This window comes from Methylobacterium bullatum, from assembly GCF_014845095.1.
Taxonomy (GTDB): Bacteria; Pseudomonadota; Alphaproteobacteria; order Rhizobiales; family Beijerinckiaceae; genus Methylobacterium; species Methylobacterium bullatum.
Window position 1 is genome coordinate 1 of record NZ_NKUG01000310.1, and the last position, 616, is coordinate 616.

1 protein-coding gene is annotated in these 616 nt (G+C 70.0%); it reads right to left on the minus strand.

Features of this window, described 5'->3' with window-relative positions; all coding sequences use genetic code 11:
• Positions 1-616 (minus strand): calcium-binding protein (locus MBTS_RS23355; RefSeq protein WP_425324824.1); only part of this gene is annotated, 616 nt, incomplete at both ends.

Here is a 616-nt window from a genome sequence, read left to right on the forward strand (position 1 = left end):
CCCGACGAGGACATCCCCCGCCGCGTCGCCGCCGCTCACGGCCCCGGTGGAGAGGTTGACCGACACACCGGCGGCGGAGGCGCCGTAATCCAAGGTGTCGAAGCCGGCACCGCCATCGAGCCTGTCCGCGCCCGCGCCGCCCAGCAGGGTATCGTCGCCGTCATAGCCGTAGAGCGCGTCGTTCCCGGCGGCGCCGCTGAGGATGTTGGCCAAGCCGTTGCCGGAGAGCTTGTCGTCGAAGGCCGAGCCGAGGATGTTCTCGAAATCCACCAGGGCGTCGCCCTCGGCGCTGCCGCCGATGCCGGCGACCTTGCCGGCGCTGATGTCCACGGTCACGCCCGCACTCGAGTCGCTGTAATAGGCCCAGTCGACACCGTCGCCGGCCGTCATGTAATCGGCCCCGGCCCCGCCCGTCAGGATATCGTTGCCGTCGCCGCCCCCGAGGAAATCGGCCCCTTCGCCGCCGGCGAGGGTGTCGTCTCCGGCCAGGCCGCTCAGCGTATTGGCGGCGGCGTTACCGACGAGGTTGTCGTCGTAGCCCGAGCCTTCCAGGTTCTCGATGCTGACGAGGGTGTCGTCGTTGGCATCGCCGTAGAGCACCTTGCCGAGGGACAGG